This is a genomic window from Aeromonas salmonicida subsp. salmonicida, assembly GCF_001643305.1.
Lineage (GTDB): Bacteria > Pseudomonadota > Gammaproteobacteria > Enterobacterales > Aeromonadaceae > Aeromonas > Aeromonas salmonicida.
This window is the reverse complement of sequence record NZ_LSGW01000044.1, coordinates 26,832-45,752: the sequence shown is the minus strand read 5'-3', so window position 1 is coordinate 45,752 and position 18,921 is coordinate 26,832. Positions and strand designations below refer to the sequence as shown.

The 18,921-nt window shown below is 59.3% G+C and carries 13 protein-coding genes; 11 read left to right on the top strand and 2 right to left on the bottom strand.

Translation table 11 applies throughout. The features are described from left to right. From fabZ to pdxY, 10 genes are all read left to right on the top strand, one after another. Positions 1 to 462, top strand: coding sequence for a 3-hydroxyacyl-ACP dehydratase FabZ (gene fabZ / locus AXW79_RS03725; RefSeq protein ID WP_005312091.1), 462 nt, complete (start codon positions 1 to 3; stop codon positions 460 to 462). A 5-nt stretch (positions 463 to 467) separates the two neighbouring features. Continuing rightward, complete coding sequence (gene lpxA / locus AXW79_RS03720) at positions 468 to 1,259, top strand: acyl-ACP--UDP-N-acetylglucosamine O-acyltransferase (RefSeq protein WP_005312092.1); 792 nt, start codon at positions 468 to 470, stop codon at positions 1,257 to 1,259. Beyond that, positions 1,252 to 2,391 (top strand): lipid-A-disaccharide synthase, encoded by a 1,140-nt coding sequence (gene lpxB, locus AXW79_RS03715; RefSeq protein ID WP_005312093.1) that lies wholly within the window; start codon positions 1,252 to 1,254, stop codon positions 2,389 to 2,391. Before lpxA ends, lpxB begins: the two co-directional genes overlap by 8 nt. An 80-nt stretch (positions 2,392 to 2,471) precedes the next feature. After that, on the top strand, positions 2,472 to 3,062 hold the full coding sequence (rnhB, locus tag AXW79_RS03710) for a ribonuclease HII (RefSeq protein ID WP_005312094.1): 591 nt from the start codon (positions 2,472 to 2,474) through the stop codon (positions 3,060 to 3,062). Between the two features lie 38 nt (positions 3,063 to 3,100). Next, positions 3,101 to 6,580 carry a DNA polymerase III subunit alpha gene (dnaE, locus tag AXW79_RS03705; RefSeq protein ID WP_005312095.1) on the top strand — a complete coding sequence of 1,160 codons (3,480 nt, stop codon included), beginning with the start codon at positions 3,101 to 3,103 and terminating at the stop codon, positions 6,578 to 6,580. Between the two features lie 16 nt (positions 6,581 to 6,596). Then, positions 6,597 to 7,547, top strand: coding sequence for an acetyl-CoA carboxylase carboxyl transferase subunit alpha (gene accA / locus AXW79_RS03700; protein ID WP_005312096.1), 951 nt, complete (start codon positions 6,597 to 6,599; stop codon positions 7,545 to 7,547). A gap of 402 nt (positions 7,548 to 7,949) precedes the next feature. After that, positions 7,950 to 9,485 (top strand): lysine decarboxylation/transport transcriptional activator CadC, encoded by a 1,536-nt coding sequence (gene cadC, locus AXW79_RS03695; RefSeq protein WP_005312097.1) that lies wholly within the window; start codon positions 7,950 to 7,952, stop codon positions 9,483 to 9,485. A gap of 726 nt (positions 9,486 to 10,211) precedes the next feature. Beyond that, positions 10,212 to 11,546, top strand: coding sequence for a cadaverine/lysine antiporter (gene cadB / locus AXW79_RS03690; protein ID WP_005312099.1), 1,335 nt, complete (start codon positions 10,212 to 10,214; stop codon positions 11,544 to 11,546). Between the two features lie 76 nt (positions 11,547 to 11,622). Then, positions 11,623 to 13,755, top strand: coding sequence for a lysine decarboxylase CadA (locus AXW79_RS03685; RefSeq protein ID WP_005312101.1), 2,133 nt, complete (start codon positions 11,623 to 11,625; stop codon positions 13,753 to 13,755). Positions 13,756 to 13,823: 68 nt separating this feature from the next. Continuing rightward, a complete protein-coding gene (gene pdxY, locus AXW79_RS03680; protein ID WP_005312103.1) occupies positions 13,824 to 14,684 on the top strand; it encodes a pyridoxal kinase PdxY in 861 nt (286 codons plus the stop codon). A 22-nt stretch (positions 14,685 to 14,706) separates the two neighbouring features. Here the strand turns inward: pdxY and AXW79_RS03675 are convergent, their stop codons facing one another. Both AXW79_RS03675 and AXW79_RS03670 read right to left on the bottom strand, forming a co-directional pair. Continuing rightward, complete coding sequence (locus AXW79_RS03675; protein WP_005312105.1) at positions 14,707 to 16,047, bottom strand: MATE family efflux transporter; 1,341 nt, start codon at positions 16,045 to 16,047, stop codon at positions 14,707 to 14,709. Between the two features lie 106 nt (positions 16,048 to 16,153). Then, the gene (locus AXW79_RS03670; protein WP_005312107.1) at positions 16,154 to 17,062 is read right to left on the bottom strand and encodes a LysR family transcriptional regulator; all 909 of its coding nucleotides are present in this window, start codon (positions 17,060 to 17,062) and stop codon (positions 16,154 to 16,156) included. 504 nt (positions 17,063 to 17,566) lie between these two features. Here AXW79_RS03670 and AXW79_RS03665 point away from each other — a divergent pair. Then, positions 17,567 to 18,862 (top strand): HAAAP family serine/threonine permease, encoded by a 1,296-nt coding sequence (locus AXW79_RS03665; RefSeq protein ID WP_005312109.1) that lies wholly within the window; start codon positions 17,567 to 17,569, stop codon positions 18,860 to 18,862. Positions 18,863 to 18,921 lie beyond the last annotated feature (59 nt).

The window sequence follows — 18,921 nt, the reverse complement described above, 5'->3', positions numbered from 1 at the left end:
TTGACTACTGAAAAGAAGAGCCTGGGCATCCAGGAAATCATGGATCTGCTGCCCCACCGTTATCCGTTCCTGATGGTGGATCGGGTCGACGATTACGAGATCAGCGATGAGCGCAAAACCTTGCGTGCCATCAAGAATGTCTCGTTCAACGAGCCGATCTTCCAGGGACATTTCCCGGCCAAGCCGGTGTTTCCCGGCGTACTGATCCTGGAAGCCATGGCGCAGGCCACCGGTATCCTGGCCTTTACCATGGTGGGCAAGCCGTCTCCCAACGAACTCTATTACTTTGCCTCCATCGACAACGCTCGTTTCAAGCGTCCTGTTGGCCCTGGCGATCAGCTGGTGCTCGACGTGGAGTTCCTGAAAGAGCGTCGCGGTATTGCCAAGTTCACCGGTGTGGCCACGGTCAACGGTGAAGTGGTTTGTACCGCCGAGCTGATGTGCGCCAAACGCGAGGTTTAATACACGTGATCGACCAGACTGCCATCATTCACGATACTGCCATCGTCCATGAGTCTGCGGTGATTGGTAAAGGGGTTGAAATCGGCCCCTTTTCTGTCATCGGCGCCGAGGTGGAAATCGGCGACAACACCTGGGTAGGTTCCCATGTGGTGATCAAGGGGCCGGCCAAACTGGGCCGTGGCAACAAGATCTTCCAGCACACCTCCATCGGTGAGGATTGCCAGGACAAGAAGTACGCCGGCGAGCGCACCTTCCTCGAGATTGGCGACAACAACGTCTTTCGCGAGAACTGCACTGTGCACCGCGGCACTATCCAGGATCAATCCCTGACCAAGGTGGGCAGCGGCAACCTCTTCATGGTCAACGTGCACGTTGCCCATGATTGCATCATCGGTGACAACTGCATCTTCGCCAACAACGCGACCCTGGCGGGCCACGTGGTGATCGGTGACTTCGTGATCTTCGGCGGTCTCTCCGCGATCCACCAGTTCGGTCGCGTTGGCTCCCACGCCTTCATCGGTGGCTGCGCCGCCCTGAACAAGGATGTGCCGCCCTACGTGATGGCCGCTGGCAATTACGCCAAGCCGTTCGGGGTCAACTCCGAAGGCCTTCGTCGCCGTGGTTTCAGCGCTGAAGCCATCTCCGCCGTCAAGCGTGCCTACAAAGAGATCTTCCGCTCCGGCAAGACAGTCGAAGAGGTGTTGCCCGTGCTGACAGAGATGGCGGCCACCGAACCGGCCGTCCAGCTCTACGTGGATTTCCTCAAGGACAATGAGCGCGGGATCATCCGTGCCTGATCCCGTTCGCATCGGTATCGTCGCCGGAGAGACCTCCGGCGACATCCTGGCCGCTGGCCTGGTGCGCGAGCTGCAGCGCCGTTATCCGGATGCGCAGTTTGAAGGGATCGCCGGGCCACGCATGCAGGCCCTCGGCGTCAAGGCCCTGTTCGAGATGGAAGAGCTTTCCGTCATGGGGATCACTGAGGTGCTGGGCCGTCTGCCGCGCATCCTCAAGGTTCGCCGTGAACTGCTGCGCCATTTCATTGCCAATCCGCCTGACATCTTCGTCGGAGTGGATGCACCGGATTTCAATATCGGGGTGGAGCTGAAGCTGCGCCGCGCCGGTATCAAGACGGTTCACTATGTCAGTCCCTCTGTCTGGGCCTGGCGTCAGAACCGCATTCACAAGATCAAGGCCGCCACCGACATGGTGCTCGCCTTCCTGCCGTTCGAGAAAGCCTTCTACGATCGCTTTGCTGCCCCTTGCCGGTTCGTGGGTCACACCATGGCCGATGCGATCCCGCTCGAACCGGACCAGGCTGCCGTGCGCCAGGCGCTGGGCATTGACCCGGGTCGACGCTGGCTGGCCGTGTTACCCGGCAGTCGCACCGCTGAGGTGGGCTTCATGTCACCGGTATTTCTCGAGGCCTGCAAGCGGCTGACGGTACGTTATCCGGATCTCGGCTTTATCGTGCCGCTGGTCAACGAGGCGCGACGGGCGCAGTTTATGGCCATCAAGGCCGAGCTGGCGCCGGATCTCGACATGGTGTTGCTGGAAGGCCAGGGGCGCGAAGCCATGATAGCTGCCGATGCCGTGCTGCTTGCCTCAGGTACCGCTGCGCTGGAAGCCATGCTGGTGAAAAAGCCCATGGTGGTGGGCTACAAGCTCAAACCGTTCAGCTATTGGCTGGCTCAGCGGCTGGTGAAGACCGCCTATGTGTCACTACCCAATCTGCTGGCCGATCAGATGCTGGTGCCCGAGCTTATTCAGCACGAGTGCACCCCGGACAATCTGGTGGATGAAGTCAGCAAGTTGCTGGAACACGACAACCGTGAACTCATCGCCACTTTCACCCGGCTGCACCAGAGCATTCGCTGCAACGCCGACGTGCAGGCCGCGGATGCGGTGGCCGAACTGCTCGGCAGATAACAGGCAGGGTGGCCGATAGCGCTGCGCTCATCTACCCCATGTCAGGCCCTGCGGGGCCTGTTTTGATTCAAGGCTGCAAGATGATGATCGATATTCCCGAAGACAAGCTGGTTGCCGGGGTGGACGAGGTGGGTCGTGGCCCCCTGGTGGGTGATGTGGTCACCGCCGCCGTGATCCTGGATCCGGCCAACCCGATCACCGGGCTCGCCGATTCCAAGAAGCTCTCCGAGAAGAAGCGTCTGGCGCTGTTTGACGAGATCAAGCAGAAGGCGCTCGCCTGGGCCATCGGCCGTGCCAGTCCCGAAGAGATAGACGAGCTCAACATACTGCACGCCACCATGCTGGCGATGCAGCGCGCCGTGGCGGGCTTGTCCATCACCCCTGAGCTGGTCTTTATCGACGGCAACCGTTGTCCAAGCTTGCCGATGGAAGCGCGCGCCGTGGTCAAGGGTGACAGTCTGGTGGCTGCCATCAGCGCCGCCTCGATTCTGGCCAAGGTGACTCGCGATGCGGAGATGACCGAGCTGGACAGCCGTCATCCCGAATATGGTTTCGCCCGTCACAAGGGCTATCCGACCCCTGAGCACCTCGCCATTCTGGCCGAGCGCGGGCCCTTGCCCGCCTATCGCAAGAGTTTCAAGCCGGTGCGCCATGCACTTGGGATCGAATAGCCAATGCATTTCTGTTTGAGCAACGAGAGGGTATGACGATGGCTGAACCCCGTTTTATCCACCTGCGCGTCCACTCCGATTTCTCCATGGTCGATGGTCTGCAGAAGATCAATCCCATCGTCGGAGCCGCGGCAGCCAACAACATGCCGGCGCTGGCCCTGACCGACCAGATGAACATGTGCGGTCTGGTGCGCTTCTATGGCGCCGCCCACGGCAAGGGCATCAAGCCCATCGTCGGGGCCGACTTCTGGGTGCAAAGCAGTGAGCTGGGGGACGAGCAATTCCGCCTCACCCTGCTGGCCATGGACAACGATGGCTACCAGAACATTACCCTGCTCATCTCCCGCGGTTATCAGCGTGGCCATGTGCAGGGACGTCCCGTCATCGACAAGGAGTGGCTCACCGATCACGCCAAGGGGGTCATAGTGCTCTCGGGTGGACGAGAGGGGGACGTGGGCAAGTTCCTGCTCAAGGGCAACCGGCAGATGACGGAGTCGTGTCTCGCCTTCTACCAGACCCACTTTCCCGACGCCTACTACCTGGAGCTGCTGCGTACCGGTCGACCGGATGAAGAGGTCTACCTGCACATGGCGGTGGCCATTGCCACCGAGTTCGAGCTGCCGGTGGTGGCCACCAACGAGGTGGTGTTCCTCAACGCCGAGGACTTCGACGCCCACGAGATCCGGGTTGCCATCCACGATGGTTACACCCTGATGGACAAGCGTCGCCCGCGCCGTTACAGCCCGCAGCAGTACCTGCGCAGCCAGGAGGAGATGGCCGAGCTGTTTGCCGACATTCCCGAAGCGCTGGAAAACACGGTGGAGATCGCCAAGCGCTGCAACGTGACTGTGCGTCTGGGTGAATACTTCCTGCCCAATTTCCCGACCGGCGACATGACCACCGAAGACTTTCTGGTGGCCAAATCCAAAGAGGGCCTGGAAGAGCGTCTCGCCTTCCTGTTCCCGGATCCGGCCGTGCGCGCCGTCAAGCGCGGCGAGTATGACGAGCGCCTCGAGATCGAGCTGAAAGTCATCAACCAGATGGGCTTCCCGGGTTACTTCCTCATAGTGATGGAGTTTATCCAGTGGTCCAAGGACAACGGCATCCCCGTTGGCCCGGGCCGGGGCTCGGGGGCGGGTTCACTGGTGGCTTACGCGCTCAAGATCACCGACCTCGACCCGCTGGAATTTGACCTGCTGTTCGAACGCTTCCTGAACCCCGAGCGGGTCTCCATGCCCGACTTCGACGTCGACTTCTGCATGGACAGACGGGACGAGGTGATCGAGCACGTCTCCGACATGTATGGCCGGGATGCGGTGTCGCAGATCATCACCTTCGGCAGCATGGCGGCCAAGGCGGTGGTGCGGGACGTGGGGCGGGTGCTGGGCCATGCCTATGGTTTCGTCGATCGCATCTCCAAGCTGATACCGCCGGATCCGGGCATGACCCTGGCCAAGGCGTTCGAGGCCGAGCTCAAGCTGCCCGAGCTCTACGAGCAGGACGAGGAGGTCAAGGACCTCATCGACATGGCACGCCGGCTGGAAGGCGTGGTGCGCAACGCCGGCAAACACGCCGGTGGCGTGGTAATAGCGCCTACCAAGATCACCGACTTTGCGCCGCTCTATTGCGACGACTCCGGCAATCACCCTGTCACCCAGTTCGACAAGAACGACGTGGAATACGCCGGGCTGGTGAAGTTCGACTTCCTGGGGCTGCGTACCCTGACCATCATCGACTGGGCGCTTGGCATGATAAACCCGCGCCTTGCCAAAGAGGGCAAGCCGCCGGTCGACATCGCCGCCATCCCCATCCACGACAAGAAGTCGTTCGATCTGTTGCAGCGGTTCGAGACCACGGCGGTATTCCAGCTCGAATCCCGCGGCATGAAGGATCTCATCAAACGGCTGCAGCCTGACTGTTTCGAAGACATGATCGCCCTGGTGGCCCTGTTCCGTCCGGGCCCGCTCCAGTCGGGCATGGTGGACAACTTCATCGAGCGAAAGCACGGCAAGGAGGCGATCTCCTACCCGGACGAGAAGTGGCAACACGAGAGTCTCAAACCGATCCTGGAGCCCACCTACGGCATCATCCTCTATCAGGAGCAGGTGATGCAGATAGCCCAGGTGCTGGCGGGTTACACCCTGGGTGGGGCGGACATGCTGCGCCGGGCCATGGGCAAGAAAAACCCGGCCGAGATGGCCAAGCAGCGATCCGGGTTTGAGGAAGGGGCGGTCAAGAACGGCATCGACGGCGAACTGGCGGTGAAGATCTTCGATCTGGTGGAGAAGTTTGCGGGCTACGGCTTCAACAAATCCCACTCCGCCGCCTATGCGCTGGTCTCCTACCAGACCCTCTGGCTCAAGACTCACTTCCCGGCCGAGTTCATGGCAGCGGTCATGACCGCCGATATGGACAACACCGACAAGATAGTGACCCTGGTGGACGAATGTCAGCGCATGGGGCTCACCGTCATACCGCCGGATGTGAATACCGGTCGCTACCGGTTCAGCGTCAACGAAGATGGCCACATCGTCTACGGCATAGGGGCTGTGAAGGGAGTGGGGGAAGGCCCTATCGACGCCATTCTCAGCGCTCGGGATCAGGACGGTCCGTTTCGCGATCTGTTCGACTTCTGCAACCGGGTCGACATCAAGAAGATCAACAAGCGGGTGATGGAAAAACTCATCCTCTCCGGCGCCATGGACAGGTTAGGTCCTCACCGCGCCGCCCTGATGGCGACCCTGGAAGAGGCGATGCGCGCCGCCGAGCAGCACGCCAAGGCACAGGCCGTGGGTCAGGTCGACATGTTCGGGGTCTTGACCCAGGAGATTGACGACGTCAAGAAGGCGTTCGCCAACGTGCCGCACTGGCCTGACAAGGTGTGGCTGGAAGGGGAGCGGGAGACGCTCGGCCTTTACCTGACCGGCCACCCCATCAACCAGTACAGCGGCGAATTGCGTCGCTACACGTCCGGCCGTCTGTGCGATCTGCATCCCACCTCCCGGGATACGGTTACCACGGCGGCGGGGCTGGTGATCGCGGCCCGCAGCATGGTGACCAAGCGTGGCAACAAGATGGGGATCTTCACCCTGGACGACAGATCCGGCCGTCTGGATGTGACTCTGTTCAGTGAAGCGCTGGAAAAATATGAAGAATTGATGCAAAAAGACCGTATTTTGGTGGTTTCTGGACAGGTCAGCTTTGATGACTTCTCCGGTGGCCTTAAAATGTCGGCCCGTGAATTACTGGATATCAACGATGCGAGGGAGCGTTTTGCCAGGGCAATCCGCATCTCCCTCGATGAACAGCGGATTGATGATCGCTTTTTCCCGCGTTTGTGCGAGATTTTGGAACCCGCCCGTGCCGGAGTCTGTCCGGTTCAGGTAAACTATCGTCGCCCCGGCTCACGGGTGCGACTGACGCTCGGTACCGAGTGGCGGGTGACGCCCACCGATCAACTGATAGATGACTTGCGTGTCCTGCTGGGACGAGAGCGGGTTGAATTGGTTTTTGATTAGAGGATCTATAGGCCCTATGAGTCTTTTTCTGGATTTTGAACAGCCGATTGCCGAGTTGCAGGCGCAGATTGATGAACTCCGTCATGTGAGTGAGCACAACAGTGCTGTCGATCTCAATGAAGACATTCGCCGGCTGGAGAAGAAAAACGAAGAGCTGACCAAGAAGATCTTCGGCGATCTGGGTGCCTGGCAGGTATCCCAGATGGCGCGTCATCCTCAGCGTCCTTACACCCTCGATTATATCGAGCACATCTTCACCGACTTCGACGAGCTGGCTGGCGATCGCGCCTATGCCGATGACAAGGCCATCGTCGGCGGTATCGCCCGTCTTGACGGCGAGCCCGTGATGGTGATTGGTCAGCAGAAGGGTCGTGAGACCAAGGAGAAGATCAAGCGCAACTTCGGCATGCCGCGCCCGGAAGGGTATCGCAAGGCCCTGCGTCTGATGGAGATGGCCGAGCGCTTCAAGATGCCGATCATCACCTTCATCGACACCCCGGGTGCTTACCCAGGCGTGGGTGCCGAGGAGCGTGGTCAGTCTGAAGCCATCGCCCGCAACCTGAAAGTGATGGCCGGTCTGACCGTGCCCGTGGTCTGCACCGTGATCGGTGAAGGCGGCTCGGGTGGCGCCCTGGCCATTGGTGTGGGTGATCGCGTCAACATGCTGCAGTACTCCACCTACTCCGTCATCTCGCCGGAAGGCTGCGCCTCCATCCTGTGGAAGAGCGCCGACAAGGCGCCCGTGGCAGCCGATGCCATGGGCATCACGGCCCAGCGCCTGAAAGAGCTCAAGCTCATCGACACCATAGTCGAAGAGCCGCTCGGTGGTGCCCACCGCGATGTGCCCCTGATGGCCCAGCGTCTGAAGGAGCGCCTCAAGCAGGATCTGAATGCCCTGCGTCCGCTCGAGACCGATCAGCTGCTGGAGCAGCGTTACCAGCGCCTGATGGGCTACGGCTACTGCTAAGCCCGGCATGCTTCTATAAATGGCGTCAAAAGGCCCCTGCTTATGCGGGGGCCTTCTTTTTTGGGCGCGGGGAAAGTGCTGTTCATATGGATATCAGTCTTCCCCCCGTTTGCCGAAAACCCCTGTGTTGGATCAATTCAGCTGTGGTTAATGGCCAATAAAAGTGGGATCCCGCTCCCGTTTTACTTAAAGTGTCCCCCTTCCGATCGACCCGATTGGAATGCCCGCAAGGATGCTCTTCAGACGTATGCAGGATGGCCTGGCCAGACTGACTCACAGCGATGTTTACTGCTCCGGTTCCCTTTTTCTGCCACCTCACACTGGCAGCGCCTTGTTCCGTTCAGTCAGTCCAGGTTTGCGTCACTCTCATTGTGCATTATCTCCATCTGCAGCGAGTGAATCATGAGCGAATCGGTTTTTGAGATCCACGACTGGACCCTGAGGGTTGACGACAACATGCTGTGTCGCCCCGACCGCGAGGTCTACCTTGAACCCAGACTGGTCAATCTGTTGCGGTTTCTGGCCTGCCATACGGGCACAGTGTTTGGCCGCGATGCCCTGATCAAGGAGGTGTGGGACGGCGCCGAGGTGACCGATCAGGTGGTCACCCAGTCCATCTTCGAGTTGCGCAAGATCCTCAAAGATGGTCGCTTTGATGCGACCGACTATATCGTTACCGTGCCCAAGCGCGGCTACAAGCTGGTGGCATCGGTGCGGCCGCTGCAGGTGGTTTCGCTGCTGATGGCGGACGAGCAGCCCGTGCCAGCGGTCAATCCGACCCTCTCCGATCTGAGCCCGCCCGCCACGGCCGACGATGACGATGCACTACCCAATGCTGCCCCCTTTCCCGCCGGGCCCCTGACCCGCGCCATCTCGGCTCACGCCAAGGATGCCCGCAGCCGCTGGAAGATGGTGAGCTTCGATATCTTCGTGGCCGTCATCCTGGTTGCCATCGTCAGCATGCTCAGCTATCAGCACGCCAGCCCCCAGGTCCACACCATGCTGGATCCCAATTTGCTGGTGTTTCGCTTTCACTCCGGCATGGATGACAACAACGAGAATGTGCGCCTCGCCGATGGCATCACTCGTGCCCTGATGGGGGAGGTGGCTGCGGTTACCCCGCTGCGTGTTCAGTACGGCGCCACCAATCTGATGGGGGGCATCCTGCCCGGCAAGGAGCTGAGCGTGCGGGTCTCCCGCCAGCCGCGGGGCACCTATCTGGATCTGGAGTATCGCAACATCAATACCAATCGGGTGCTGTTCAGCCACCAGTACCAGCTCAGCCGTCACAAGGTACACGCTGTGCTGCAGGCGAGCAGTCAGGATCTGCTGCGGGCCCTCGATCAGCCGGACGTCTTGCCCGGCATGGGATGGCCCACCGATGATACTTCCCTGATGGCCATGATGGAGGCGCAGTACTACATCAACAGCCAGGATCCCGTGGCCCTCAAGCGTGGCATAGCGCTGCTCGACAACTCTCTTTTCGTCCAGCCGGATCAGCCGTTGTTGCTGGCGGAGCGCTATCTGGCGGGGGAGGCGCTGGCAACCCTGGCAGGCAAGTCCGAGAGTGAGCATCTGATGGGGATAGGTACTCATCTCGCCAGCGTGGTGCAAAGCGATGTCGTCGTGCCCGCTCGGGTGTGGGAGGCCTTGACCCTGCAAGCCATTCTCAACAACCAGCCGCAGCAGGCGAGTCAGCTGCTGGCGCAGGCGGCGAGTCGTGGCCGCTCCGTACTCTACTACATACTGCAGGGCAAGCTGGCGGAGCTGGATGGCCGCCCCGAGGCTGCGGGGGATGCCTACAGTCAGGCCTTCCTGATGGAGGCGACCGAGCAGACCTATCTGCTCTGCCAGCAGCTCGGTTTCTACAGCAATATGGAGACCCTCACCCCAGCCCTGTTCAATGCGCTGAGCCAGAGCAAGGTGAAGCTCTTCTAGCGTCGAAGCGCTTGTTTTCCCTCGGTCGGCACTGTTGCCGGCCGTATCCACAGGCTGCCTTCGGGCGGCCTGTGTCGTTTCTGTCTGCGTCAATCCGTCTGTCTGCCCAAGGGAATAGCCAGTCTGGCTCAGCCCGATTTATCTCCCGCTGCTCATTGTCACCCGCGTTTGACTTGCTCGCCGCATTTGCGCTTGTCCGGCTTTGCGTCATGAGCACTGCTCGCTGCCGCTATTCCACTGTGAGTGCGGGTATGGCCTGCCGGTCACCGGGAACCGGGTATTGCCGCTGAGGTTTGCCTCTGAGCAGGGGTGGTGATGAGAGATGCGGAGGGTCGAACAGGGGTGAGTAGCCACTTGGAGTGATGGTCCGATGGACTTTCGGATGGCCGCAAGGGGAGGGGGCGCAATGGGAGCCTCTTTATCCCGGGTTTATCCCCGGAAAAATATCAAGACGGCGAGATAAGGGGGTTATCAAGGGGCAAAAGCGGGGTGGCCGGATATCAAGGTTTTATCAAGATGGCGGTGTGGCTTGATTTCAATTTGCTGTTTTTAAATGGTTTTTAGCAAAAGCGACGGGGCGGCGAAAAAAGTTGGCTCATATTTTTATCCGTTAGCGGGTCCTTATGTTTTCCGGGGAGGAGAGGCCTAGTCTGTGCCCATTCGTTGGCGGGACGTTCCGCCAAATGTGTATGTGACGACCCGACCTTTTATAGAACCGGAGATCTTATGTCCCTAGATACGAGCAAGAAGATTGGCCTTATCGCCTGTACTGGTGTGGTGGCCGGCAACATGATGGGGAGCGGCATAGCGCTGCTGCCTTCGGCACTGGCTACCATAGGTTCCATTTCCATTTTCAGCTGGGCTATCTGTCTGGTGGGTGCCATGGGCCTGGCCTTCGTGTTTGCCCGTCTCGCCACCAAGAACCCGCAAGAGGGTGGCCCCATTGCGTACGCTGGCGAGATCTCCCCCGTGTTCGGTTTCCAGACCGGTGTGCTCTATTACCATGCCAACTGGATCGGCAACCTGGCCATCGCCATTACCGGCGTCTCCTACCTGTCGGTCTTCTTCCCCATTCTCAACAACCCTATCCCGGCGGCCATCGCCACCATAGCTGCGGTCTGGATCTTCACCTTCGTCAACCTGCTCGGCGGTAGCTGGGTGAGCCGACTCTGTACTCTGGGTCTGGTGCTGATCCTGCTGCCTGTGGTGGGTACTGCCGTGATGGGGTGGGGGCATTTTGATACCAGCGTCTACAGCCAGAACTGGAACACCACCAGCGGCAGCGACCTGCATGCGGTCATCAGTGCCGTGCTCATCTGTCTCTGGTCTTTCGTCGGCGTGGAATCCGCCGCCGTCTCTTCCGGCATGGTGAAGAACCCCAAGCGCACCGTCCCCCTCGCTACCATGCTGGGCACAGGTATCGCGGGTGTTATCTACATCCTCTCTACCCAGGTGATCAGCGGCATGTTCCCGGCCGGTGAAGTGGCGGCCTCCGGCGCACCGTTTGCCATGGCCTCCTCCGCCATCTTTGGCAACTGGTCTGCGCCGTTCGTCTCTGCCTTTACCGCTTTGGCCTGTTTCACCTCGCTGGGCTCCTGGATGATGCTGGTGGGCGAGGCGGGCAAGCGTGCCGCCAACGACGGCAACTTCCCGAAAATCTACGGTGAGCTGGACAAGAACGGTGTGGCCAAGAAGGGCCTGATCCTCGGCTCTCTCAAGATGACTGCGCTGATGATTGGCCTGACCGCCTTTACCTCCCGGTCCGCTCACGCTGCCGATCTGTTCAACGTGCTGACCACGGATGCTGTGCTGCTGACCATGCTGCCCTACTTCTACTCCAGCATTAACCTCATTCGCTTCGAGGGCATGACCTCCCGCAGCATAGGCACCATGATTTTCTCCGGCGTCGCCTGTGTCTTCTGTCTGGTGGCCCTGATGGGCGCCAAGGGGTCAAACCTCACTGCCACCTTCGTGGTGTCGCTCATCATTCTGATGTTCTACGCCAAAAAACAGGGGCTGCGTCAACACGACGCCCTGCTCAAAGAGCAAGCCAGCCACTAATTCCCTTTTCTTCTTCCGCGCGCTCTTCACTCACCATCCCTGATGGAGAGCGCCCCTTCATGTGTGGAGCATCAATATGAATATCATTGCCATCCTCAACCACCTGGGCGTTTTCTTCAAAGAAGAACCCATTCGCCAGCTGCAAGCTTCCCTGGAGCGCAAAGGCTTTCAGGTTGTGTACCCGGTCGATGTAGCCGATCTGCTGAAGCTTATCGAGAAGAACCCCCGTGTCTGCGGCGCCATCTTCGACTGGGACAAATATTCACTGGGTCTGTGCAAGGAGATCCACGATCGCAACGAGAAGCTGCCGATCTTCGCCTTCGCCAACGACCAGTCCACCCTGGATATTCACCTGACCGACCTGCGTCTGAACGTCCACTTCTTCGAGTACCGTCTCGGCATGGCCGACGACATCGCCCTCAAGATGGGCCAGGCTACTCAGGCGTATCAGGACGCCATACTGCCGCCCTTCACCAAGGCGCTGTTCAAGTATGTGGAAGAGGGCAAGTACACCTTCTGTACCCCGGGGCACATGGGCGGTACCGCCTTCCAGATGAGCCCGGCCGGCAGCATCTTCTATGACTTCTACGGCCCCAACGCCTTCAAGGCGGATGTCTCCATCTCCATGCCGGAGCTGGGTTCCCTGCTGGATCACTCAGGCCCGCACAAGGAGGCCGAGGAGTACATCGCCCGTACCTTCAATGCCGACCGCTCCTACATAGTCACCAACGGCACCTCCACCGCCAACAAGATTGTCGGCATGTTCTCCGCCCCGGCGGGCAGCACAGTGCTGGTGGATCGCAACTGTCACAAGTCCCTCACTCACCTGATGATGATGAGTGACGTGACCCCTATCTATTTTCGTCCGACCCGCAACGCCTACGGCATTCTGGGGGGGATTCCGCAGAGCGAATTCAGCCGCGAGACCATAGCGGCCAAGGTTGCTGCCACCCCGGGTGCCCAGGCACCCCGTTACGCCGTGATCACCAACTCCACCTACGACGGCCTGCTCTACAACACCGGCTTCATCAAGGAGAGTCTGGATACCCCTTACATCCACTTCGACAGTGCCTGGGTGCCTTACACCAACTTCAGCCCCATCTATGAGGGCAAATGCGGCATGAGTGGCGACGCCATGCCGGGCAAGGTGTTCTACGAAACCCAGTCCACCCACAAGCTGCTGGCGGCCTTCTCCCAAGCCTCGATGATCCACATCAAGGGTGACGTTGAGGAAGAGACCTTCAACGAAGCCTTCATGATGCACACCTCCACGTCGCCGCAATACGGCATAGTGGCGTCCACCGAGATCTCCGCCGCCATGATGCGGGGCAACAGCGGCAAGCGTCTGATCAAGGACTCCATCGATCGCGCCGTCTCCTTTCGCAAGGAGATCAAGCGGCTGCGTGATCAGAGCGAAGGCTGGTTCTTCGATGTATGGCAGCCGGACAACATAGACACAGTCGAGTGCTGGAAGCTGGATCCCAAAGATGACTGGCACGGTTTCAACGGCATCGACGATGACCACATGTACCTGGATCCCATCAAGGTCACGCTGCTGACCCCGGGGATGAACCGTCAGGGAGAGCTGCTTGAGCGTGGCCTGCCTGCCTCTCTGGTCTCCAAGTTCCTCGACGAGCGCGGCATAGTGGTGGAGAAGACAGGTCCCTATAACCTGCTGTTCCTCTTCTCCATCGGGATCGATCAGTCCAATGCGATGCAGCTGCTGCGCGCCCTGACCGAGTTCAAGCGTGGCTATGACCTGAACCTGACCATCAAGAGCATATTGCCGAGTCTCTATCGTGAAGACCCGAGCTTCTACGAAGGCATGCGGATCCAGGAGCTGGCCCAGAGCATCCACGATCTGACCTGCAAGTACCGTCTGCCGGAGCTGATGTTCAAGGCGTTCGACGTGCTGCCGGAGATGAAGATGACCCCGCACCTCGCCTGGCAACAGGAGCTGGCGGGCAATCTGGAAGAGGTGCCGCTGCGTGAGATGGTGAACCGTATCAGCGCCAACATGATACTGCCGTACCCGCCGGGAGTGCCCCTGGTACTGCCGGGCGAGATGGTAACGGCTGATTCCCTGCCGGTGCTCGAGTTCCTCGAGATGCTGTGCGAGATCGGCGCCCACTACCCGGGCTTCGAGACCGATATCCACGGCCTCTATCGTCAGGCCGATGGCAGCTACACCGTCAAGGTGCTGCGCTAATCAAAGTGACAACAACGGGCCGCAAGGCCCGTTTTTCCCTGCGGTTTTTATCCATTTTGTGAGTCGTCATGAAGCGCATTCTCTCCATTCAATCCCACGTCGTCTTTGGCTGTGCCGGCAACAGTGCCGCCGTCTTCCCTATGCGCCGCATGGGCATGGAAGTGTGGCCCGTCAACACAGTGCAGTTTTCCAATCACACCCAATACAGTCAGGGGTGGCAAGGGATGGTGATGCCGGATGGCCATATCCGCCAACTGATAACCGGCCTGGCCGACATAGGCGTACTGGGGCAGTGCGATGCGCTGCTAAGCGGTTACCTCGGCTCGGCCGAGCAGGGGGAAGAGATACTGGCAGCGGTGGCCAGACTCAAGGCGCTCAACCCGAACGCCCTCTATTTTTGTGACCCCGTCATGGGTCACCCAGACAAGGGATGCATAGTGGCACCCGGCGTCGCCGATTTTCTCAAAAACCGGGCGCTGGCCTGCGCCGATATGCTGGCCCCCAATCTGCTGGAGCTGGAACAGCTGACCGAGCGGGAGATCCGCAATGTGCCCCAGGCTCTGGCAGCATGCCAGCAACTGCGGGATCTGGGGGTCAAGCTGGTGATGGTCAAGTATCTCGGGAAGGCGGGGTTTGCCATGGACAGGTTCGAAATGCTGCTGGTATGCGAAGAGGGGGCGTTTCATATCTCACGCCCCCTCTATCCCTTTGCTCGCGATCCCATTGGAGTCGGTGATCTGCTGAGCGCCACCATGCTGGCCAATCTGCTGGCAGGTTTCACGCCTGTGGCGGCGTTCGAGCGTACCAACGCCAGCGTCGATGCAGTAATGGCACAGACCTGGCTCGCCGGAGCCTATGAGCTGCAATTGGTGGCAGCCCAGCAGGTGATGGTGTTGCCACAGGTGCGTGAGCAGGCTACCCGGCTTTAGCACGTAGTCGTGCTACTTGTGTCTAGCTCGGGCGACGTGCCAGCCGCAGAGCCTGACGAGCGGTTAGCCCTGTGGCCTGGTGCAGGCCCTGAGGAGCGCACGCCAGCTTGAGGCGACGCCACTCTCGCCACAGCAGCCAGCACAGCGGCAGTGTCAACAGCAGCACAGTCGTGGGCTGGGCGAGCAGTACACCTTCGCGTCCCCACTGCATCGGCAGCAAGAAGATCAGTGGCAGCAGCAGCAGTGTCTTGGCCGCCGATATGATCAGTGCCTGCTTGGTGCGAGCCATGGATTGCAGCAGCACTATGCCAAAGATGATGATCCCTTCCAGCGGAATGGCGCTGAGGTTGAGAGTCAGGCTGCTGACGGCGGCGGCAAGCAACTCGGCATCCTGACCGCCGGTGTAGAGCATGGCCACCTGGCGCGGCAACAGCTGGATCAGCAACCAGACTGCCATGCCATAGACCAGCGTGATCTTGAGCCCCATCTCCATCAGGAATTTCAGATCACGGTAGCGCTTGGCCCCCGCCGCCTGACTGACGAGAGGCTGGATGCCAAATGCCAGTCCCTGCAGGATGACGATGAATATTGCCTCCGTGTAGCCTGCTACCGTGTAACCGGCCAGATCCTTGATGGTACCATACGCCATCAGCTGGCTGTTGTGCAGCAGCAGCAGCAGTCCCAGGTTGAACTGGGCGATCAGGCTCGGCAGGCCGGTAAAGAGCAGGTTGGGCATGGCCGGAAAATTGGGCACCAGATGGCGCCATGATAAATTCAGTTTGGCATGGGAAGTAAAGAAGTAACCCAGGCCCAGCAGGCTGACGACCCCCTCGGACATGAGTGTCGCCTGGGCAGAGCCCACCAGTCCCAACCCCAGCCGACCGACCATGATGTAGTTGAGAATGATGTTCAGCACTGCGCCCCCGCTGACCAGGATCATGGCCAGCCTGGGTTTGCCGTCGTTGCGCAGCAGATAGGGCACCGCCAGGTTGCTGGCCAGCAGCAGGGTACCGCCACCAATCCAGTAGAGGTAGTCACTGGCCTGTTTCCAGGTCTCTGTGCCTTGCTTGATTCCCAATGCCAGCAGGATATCGATGTGCCAGTGGTGCAGCAGCAGGGGGGCCAGAGTGCCGAGCAAGGCCAGCAGCCAGAGCGCATTGACCAGTGCCTGGCGGGCGAGCTTGAGGTTCTTGGCCCCTTGCTGGAAGGAGATGGCGGTCGCCGCGCCCACGTAGTGACCGACGAAGATGCCATCGACCAGGTAGTAGGCACCGGAAACCAGCATGGCCATGATGGAGGGGAGGGCATAGCCCCAGAAACGGCGGGTCATCGCCCGCTGGCGCAATGTGAAGTAGGCAGACATATCTGTTCTCTTGGGGAGTTCGATTATCGAGCCGACAGTCTAAATTAATACATTTTTGTTGATAATCCGCCTTAAGATTGATGAATTGATGAGTAAAATTCAGTAATCACCGGATTTGGTAGTGCGCCTTGAGCATGTCGATCAGGGCGCGCAGACCTTTACCCAGTTGATGACGGCTTGGATAAAAGAGTGAAAATCCCACGAAGGTTGGGCACCAGGGCTCCAGCACTCGCAACAGTTTCCCTTCTGCCAGCTGCTTGCTGACCTCCTCTTCCGGACAGTAAGCCAATCCCAGCCCTGCCTCGGCAGCGCCAAGATAGAGGGCTGGCGTGCTGGTGGTGAGCGGCCCAGTCACCTCGATTTCCAGCATGCTCCCCTTTCCCTCGGTAAACGCCCAGCGATAATGGTGGGAAGGTGTCAACCGATAACCTATGCAGGCGTGACGCGACAGCTCGCGGGGATGTTGCGGTGTGCCGTGTTTGCTCAGATAGGCCGGTGAGCCCACTACCAGATAACGCTGGTGTGGTCCCAGTGGCACACCGATCATCTCCTTGGGCAGCAGATCACCGTAGAAGATGGCGGCGTCATAGCCATCCTCGATAAGCCGTGGCATCAGCTCCTGCTCCACCACCTCTACCTGCATGCGCGGGTAGCGCACCATGTAATCGATAAGCACAGGGGCCAGCAAGTCGTTGATGGCCTCCCTTGGTGCGCTTATTTTCAGTCGCCCGACAGGCTCATTGCTGTGATGGGCCAGCTCGTCGAGGGCCTCTTCCAGGGTATTTAGGGTCGGCAGCAACTGCTCGAGCAGACGTTGACCCACATCGGTCGGCACCACGGCGCGTGTGCTGCGATTGAGCAGTCTGACACCGAGCCGGGTCTCCAGCCCTTTCAGGCTGTGGCTCAGGGCGGAGGCCGAGACGCCGAGTTCGAGAGCGGCCTTGCTGAAACTCTGATGGCGGGCCACGGCGGCAAAAACCGCCAGTTCGGCGAGATCGGTACGGGTGATGACCATGACAACTCAGGGAAAAAAAGGGTGAACAACAGGGTACGTCAGGGCAAGGCGAGGCACAACCTGGCCAATAAATGACCAACTGTAAGCGGTTTGTTATACCTACAAGGATATAGATACTGGTGAAACTACCTGTATTTGTTAACAGTTGTTCACAAGGTTGAGCTGATAACGTGATCCATGACGCCAGAAAGGCGATTCCAATCAAACTTTGGTTGATTAATTCAAAAAAACACTGTGATCGTTAAGGGGATTTAATTAGAGTCAGCCCATCAGAACAAAGGTGCGTTAACGAGTTGTAACGGTTGACGCGCTGACAGCCCCAGGCTGATGACCCACTGACCTGTTTGTTGCAATTTGGTTATTGCATGGAGTAATGACCACCTTGCCGGGTTTGGGGGGAAGAAAAAACAGGGATGGACGGCAGGAGTTCCAGGGAAATGGGACAGGGCATTGCGCCCGGTTGACTAGATTTTTTCTATTTTCCTTGATGACAGGAACACCACTATGTCTGACATGAACATTGCAGTAGAAGGCAGCGCAGCCAGTAATGCGTCTTCCCGTGGCAACACCAAGGCCGATCTGGTCTGGATGCTGGGTTTGTACGGTACCGCCATCGGTGCCGGTGTACTCTTCCTGCCGATCAACGCCGGCGTAGGTGGTTTGTGGCCGCTGGTGGCCATGGCGATTCTGGCGTTGCCGCTGACCTTCTTTGCACACCGTGGTCTGACTCGCTTCGTACTGTCCGGCTCCACCCGTGATGGCGACATCACCGAAGTGGTGGAAGAGCACTTTGGCAAGACCGCAGGCAAGTTCATCACCCTGCTCTACTTCTTTGCCATCTATCCCATAGTACTGATGTACTCGGTCGCCATCACCAACACGGTTGAAAGCCTGCTGGTTCACCAACTCGGTATGACAGCACCACCCCGTGCCGTCCTGTCGCTGGCACTGATCCTGGGTCTGATGGCGGTGGTACGCCTCGGTGGCCAGTTCATCGTCAAGGCGATGAGCGTGCTGGTATTCCCGTTCGTGCTGACCCTGATGGGCCTGGCCTTCTATCTGGTTCCACACTGGAACGGCGCCATCATCACAGAAGCACCGGCCCTGTCCGATGCCTTCAACGGCGACTTCATCAAGACCCTGTGGCTGGCCATTCCTGTGATGGTGTTCTCCTTCAACCACTCCCCGATCATCTCCTCCTTCGCGGTGGACAACAAGGGTCGTTACGGCGCCGGTGCTGAGAAGAAGTGCGGCAACATACTGCTGGGTGCCCACGTCATGATGGTCATGACCGTCATGTTCTTCGTGTTCAGCTGCGTACTGAGCCTCTCCCCGGCTGATCTGGCTGCCGCCAAGGAACAGAACATCACCATTCTGTCCTACCTGGCCAACCATTTCGATAACGCCTTCATTGCCACAGCGGCTCCGCTGATCGCCATGGTTGCCATCAGCAAGTCCTTCCTCGGCCACTATCTGGGTGCCAAAGAGGGCATGAACGGTCTGATGGCCAAGGCGCTGCGCGAGAAAGGCAAGCAGGTCGACATCAAGCAACTGGACAAGGTGACTGCCGTCTTCATGATACTGACCACCTGGGCTGTGGCTACCGTCAACCCCAGCATCCTCGGCATGATCGAAGACCTGGGCGGCCCCATCATCGCCATGCTGCTGTTCCTGATGCCGATGTACGCCATCACCAAGGTACCTGCCATGCGCAAATACGCTGGCAACATCAGCAACGGCTTCGTGACCCTGATTGGCCTGATCGCCATGTCCGGTATCATCTACAAGCTGATTGCCTGATAACGCCGGTTACACTGTTGAATGAAGAAGCCGCCTCGCAAGAGGCGGCTTTTTTTGTT

Coding starts and splice junctions, on each gene's coding strand:
- rnhB (WP_005312094.1), top strand. CDS start 2,472: ATGATGATCGATATTCCCGAAGACAAGCTGGTTGCCGGGGTGGACGAG.
- dnaE (WP_005312095.1), top strand. CDS start 3,101: ATGGCTGAACCCCGTTTTATCCACCTGCGCGTCCACTCCGATTTCTCC.
- accA (WP_005312096.1), top strand. CDS start 6,597: ATGAGTCTTTTTCTGGATTTTGAACAGCCGATTGCCGAGTTGCAGGCG.
- cadC (WP_005312097.1), top strand. CDS start 7,950: ATGAGCGAATCGGTTTTTGAGATCCACGACTGGACCCTGAGGGTTGAC.
- cadB (WP_005312099.1), top strand. CDS start 10,212: ATGTCCCTAGATACGAGCAAGAAGATTGGCCTTATCGCCTGTACTGGT.
- AXW79_RS03685 (WP_005312101.1), top strand. CDS start 11,623: ATGAATATCATTGCCATCCTCAACCACCTGGGCGTTTTCTTCAAAGAA.
- pdxY (WP_005312103.1), top strand. CDS start 13,824: ATGAAGCGCATTCTCTCCATTCAATCCCACGTCGTCTTTGGCTGTGCC.
- AXW79_RS03675 (WP_005312105.1), bottom strand. CDS start 16,047: ATGTCTGCCTACTTCACATTGCGCCAGCGGGCGATGACCCGCCGTTTC.
- AXW79_RS03670 (WP_005312107.1), bottom strand. CDS start 17,062: ATGGTCATCACCCGTACCGATCTCGCCGAACTGGCGGTTTTTGCCGCC.
- AXW79_RS03665 (WP_005312109.1), top strand. CDS start 17,567: ATGTCTGACATGAACATTGCAGTAGAAGGCAGCGCAGCCAGTAATGCG.